General features: G+C 69.1%; 5 protein-coding genes. 3 read left to right on the forward strand and 2 right to left on the reverse strand.

Features of this window, described 5'->3' with window-relative positions; translation table 11 throughout:
• Window positions 1-101: 101 nt before the first annotated feature.
• Entirely contained in the window at window positions 102-539 is a 438-nt protein-coding gene (locus tag FKP22_RS24230) for a nuclear transport factor 2 family protein (protein WP_141290228.1), read from the forward strand.
• A gap of 10 nt (window positions 540-549) precedes the next feature.
• Here the strand turns inward: FKP22_RS24230 and FKP22_RS24235 are convergent, their stop codons facing one another.
• On the reverse strand, window positions 550-1,101 hold the full coding sequence (locus tag FKP22_RS24235) for a hypothetical protein (RefSeq protein ID WP_141290229.1): 552 nt from the start codon (window positions 1,099-1,101) through the stop codon (window positions 550-552).
• Between the two features lie 432 nt (window positions 1,102-1,533).
• Between FKP22_RS24235 and FKP22_RS24240 the strand changes: the two genes are divergently transcribed.
• Entirely contained in the window at window positions 1,534-2,019 is a 486-nt protein-coding gene (locus tag FKP22_RS24240) for a hypothetical protein (RefSeq protein WP_141290230.1), read from the forward strand.
• 129 nt (window positions 2,020-2,148) lie between these two features.
• Window positions 2,149-2,334 carry a CsbD family protein gene (locus FKP22_RS24245; protein WP_141290231.1) on the forward strand — a complete coding sequence of 62 codons (186 nt, stop codon included), beginning with the start codon at window positions 2,149-2,151 and terminating at the stop codon, window positions 2,332-2,334.
• A 120-nt stretch (window positions 2,335-2,454) separates the two neighbouring features.
• Here the strand turns inward: FKP22_RS24245 and FKP22_RS24250 are convergent.
• On the reverse strand, window positions 2,455-3,562 hold a 1,108-nt coding region (locus tag FKP22_RS24250; RefSeq protein WP_141290232.1), incomplete at its 5' end, for a S46 family peptidase.

Genomic DNA, 3,562 nt, shown 5'->3' on the forward strand with positions numbered 1-3,562 from the left:
AGGGCACGCAGCTCGGCGCCGCCCTTTGAACGCCCTTTGAACGCCCTTTGCTCGCCATTTGCTCGCCATTTGAGGCATTTCAATCCAACAGGAGACAAACCATGACAGCCCCCGCCCATCTGCAAGCCTCAGCCGCCCGCTCGCTGGCACATTGGCACCGCATGGTTGCGGCCCAGGACCTGAGCGGGCTGGACGAGATCGTGCACCCGCAGGCGGTGTTCCGCTCGCCGATGGCGCACCAGCCCTATGCCGGCGCGCCGGCGCTGAAGCTGGTGCTGCGCACCGTGGTGCAGGTCTTCGAGGACTTCGAATACCACCGCCAGTTCGCCAGCGACGAAGGGCTGGACGTGACGCTGGAATTCAGCGCCCGCGTGGGCGACAAGCAGCTCAAGGGCGTGGACCTGATCCGCTTCAACGCGGACGGCCTGATCACCGAGTTCGAGGTGATGGTGCGCCCTGCGAGTGCACTCCAGGCGCTGGGCGCCGAGATGGGCGCGCGGCTAGGCCAGCACATGCCGGCCTTCAAGGCGCCGCGCTGAACTCAGGCTGTCAAACGCAGCCGGGGTTCTCCACCTGCTCGGTGAAACCGGCCACGATGTGCTCGACGTAGCCGTCGCGGGTCTCGAAGCGGGTGGCGTGCACGCCGTCCGGGTCCTGCACGGTCAGCGTCCAGTCCTTGCCGCCACCGGTCTTGCTGGATTCGGTCTTCAGGCGTTCGCCATACAGCGCCTGCACCTTGGCCAGCGTGTCGCCTCGGCGAATGCCGTCTGCGGTGCTCATGCCGGGCTCACGTGTGTCGATGCGGCGCAGCGTGCCGCCTTCCATCAAGAAGCGCAGCTCGGGGTATTGCTGGGCGCGCAGGTAGAAGCACTGCGCGTCCGGCGCGTTGTCGGGCAGCTTGACGGTCTTCTCGCCGAGCGCGGCTCGAATCTGGAAGGTGTCCATGCCCACGCGCACCGGGCCGACGCCATCGGGACGCAGCGTGGGCGGCGCGCCGGCCGCTCCGGCCAACGGCGCCATTGCCACCAAGGCGCCGAAGGCAAGCGCTGCCGCAGCGGCCTGGGTGACCGGGCGATGGGACTTGAAGGAAATCTTGTTCATGGGCGACTGCTCCTGTTGGCGCCAAGGCGCGGTCCCAGCAGGATGCGCGCCGCGCCCTCCCCCGCTGCGTAGGACTTGACCGCGTCGGCACCTTGGGCGATGGCCTACCAGGCCCCGGCATCGCTGTAACAAAGCTCAATGCTGCACCGCACCTGGCCGATCTTGCGCAGGACGGCAGGTCGCGAGTGCCCTGCTACATCATCGCGCAGGCCAGGAGGCATGTGAGAGGGAGCGTGACCAGGGCGCCATGACCACGAAGACGCCCGGTCGCGCCTGCGCATTTGCCGCTGGCCTGCAGGCTTCACGCCTGCAGGCCCTGTTTTTCGGCCTCAGCCAAAAGTAGGGCCTCTCACCCCGCAGCCTGAGGGGTGCGCGCCGGCCGCGCGGCGCCGATCATGGGCCTGCCCACCGACTGGATTGCAGGAGCCCGCCGTGATCGCCTCATCGCTTGCCGTCAACGTTCCGAATGCCATGCCAAACGCCTTGCTGGCTTTCGGCGGCGCGCCGCTGCCCGTCCCCAGGCCGCGGCCGGCCCTGCAGCTGGAAGACGCCAGCGGCACTTGCGAGGACAGCCAGTTCATCGCGCTGCTGTCCGCCTACCGGCACTCCGGCGGCCTGGCACGGGAAACCCAGCTGAGGCCTGCCGTTGCCGGCAGCGCCGAGCTGGTCCGCTTCGACTGGTCAGGCTGGACCTGGCTGCCAATGTTCCAGTTCAGCGCCGGCGGCATTTCCCTGCGACCCGAAGTGCAGCGCATCCTGGCCGAGCTGCCCAGGGCACTGGACGGCTGGGGCCGGACCCAGTGGTTCGCCTCGCCCAACGCCTGGCTGCGCCATCGCCGGCCGGTGGACCTGCTGGACGGCCGGGCCGACCTGGTGGCCGAAGCCGCGCGCGTGGACCGCTTCATCGCGGGAAGCTGAGACAGCTCACCAGCACCAGACCAGGCCTACAGACACGCAAGACCAGGGACGACAGACGCCTCGCGGCCTCGGCGGCACAGTGAGCCCATGCGCTGCGAACCCCGCGGCGCCGACTCAAAGGAGATCATCATGAACAAGGATCAAGTGCAAGGCCGTGTCGAAGACGTCAAGGGCAAGATCAAGGAAGCCGCCGGCAAGGCCGTGGGCAATGATCGCCTGAAGAACGAAGGCCGCGTGGACCAGGTTGCCGGCAAGACCCAGGCCACCGTTGGCGACGCCAAGGAAAAGGTCAAGGACGCGATCGATCGCATCTGAGCGATTGACCTGACCCGCAGGTGCTGTGGCCCTCGGCCGGCGCCTGACGGACTCGCCCCCGCGGTGAGCACAGGGCCCCCAAGCCATTGGCGCGGGGGCCCTGTTGCATTGGGCCCTGTGCTACCTGCCGCCGCGAATTTCCTTCGCCAGCTGCGGCGCGCCATACACCGTCTCCAGCGCCTGCAGGATGGCATCGATGTGGACCGCCACGGCGCGGGCCGATTCGTCGCGGTAGAGGTAGCGGCCGCCGAGCGAGGCGAGGTTGCCGTCGAAGATCAGGCCGACGAGTTCGCCCTTGGCGTTGACCACGGGCGAGCCGGAGTTGCCGCCGATGATGTCCGCGGTGCTGACGAAGTTGAGCGCAGTGCGGGGGTTGAGCTTGGCCCGGGCCGTGGCCACCGGAGTGGACAGCGTGAAGGGCATGCGGTCGTCGAAGCTGTCGGCGCGGTCCAGCAGGCCGGACCAGGTGGTCTTCCACGGGGTGCGGATGCCGCGTTCGCTGTAGCCCTTGACCGTGCCGTAGGACAGGCGCAGCGTGCCGGTGGCGTCCGGCGGGACGTTGGCGCCACCCAATGCGTAGCGGGCCTGGCCGATCATCGCGGCAGCCTTTTCGGCCGGGGTGTCCAGCGCTTCTTCCTTGAAGTGGGCCAGCGCCAGCCTCTGCGGCGCCAGCGTGCGGGCCAGCACGATCATCGGGTCGGTCGAAGCTTCGATCGCCGCCTGGCCGCCACGCATCAGCGATTCGCGCACGGCTGGGTCGGCCAGCTGGGTGCCGCGCACCAGCCGCTGCGCGGCGGCCTCGGGCGTGTCGCTGCCCAGGGCAGTGGTCACGAAGGGATGGCTGTCGCCCAGCACCTTCTTCGCCTCGCCCAGCGCCCAGGCCAGGCGCACGGTTTCCAGCTCGGGGTAGAACGGCGCCTTGGCGCGCAGCTTGCGCTCGTTCTGCACCAACTCGCTGTCGCGCCAGGCGGCCAGGCGCTGGTCCTCGGGCAGCGGGCGCTGCTGGGCCAGGTCCACCAGCAGGCCGGCCAGCGACAGCAAGCTGCCGTAGGTGTATTCGGTGGCGGTCAGTTCATCGAAGCGCTCGGCATGGCGGGCGACGCTGGCTTCGACCAGGGCCCATGGGTCGCCGGGCAGGTTGCGCTGGGTCCAGGCAGCGCGCAGCCGGGCTTCTTCGGCCTCCTTGCGGGCCATCACCTCCGGGTCGCGCAGGGCCGCGTATTCCCCG

Source organism: Ideonella azotifigens, from assembly GCF_006519715.1.
Lineage (GTDB): Bacteria > Pseudomonadota > Gammaproteobacteria > Burkholderiales > Burkholderiaceae_C > Ideonella > Ideonella azotifigens.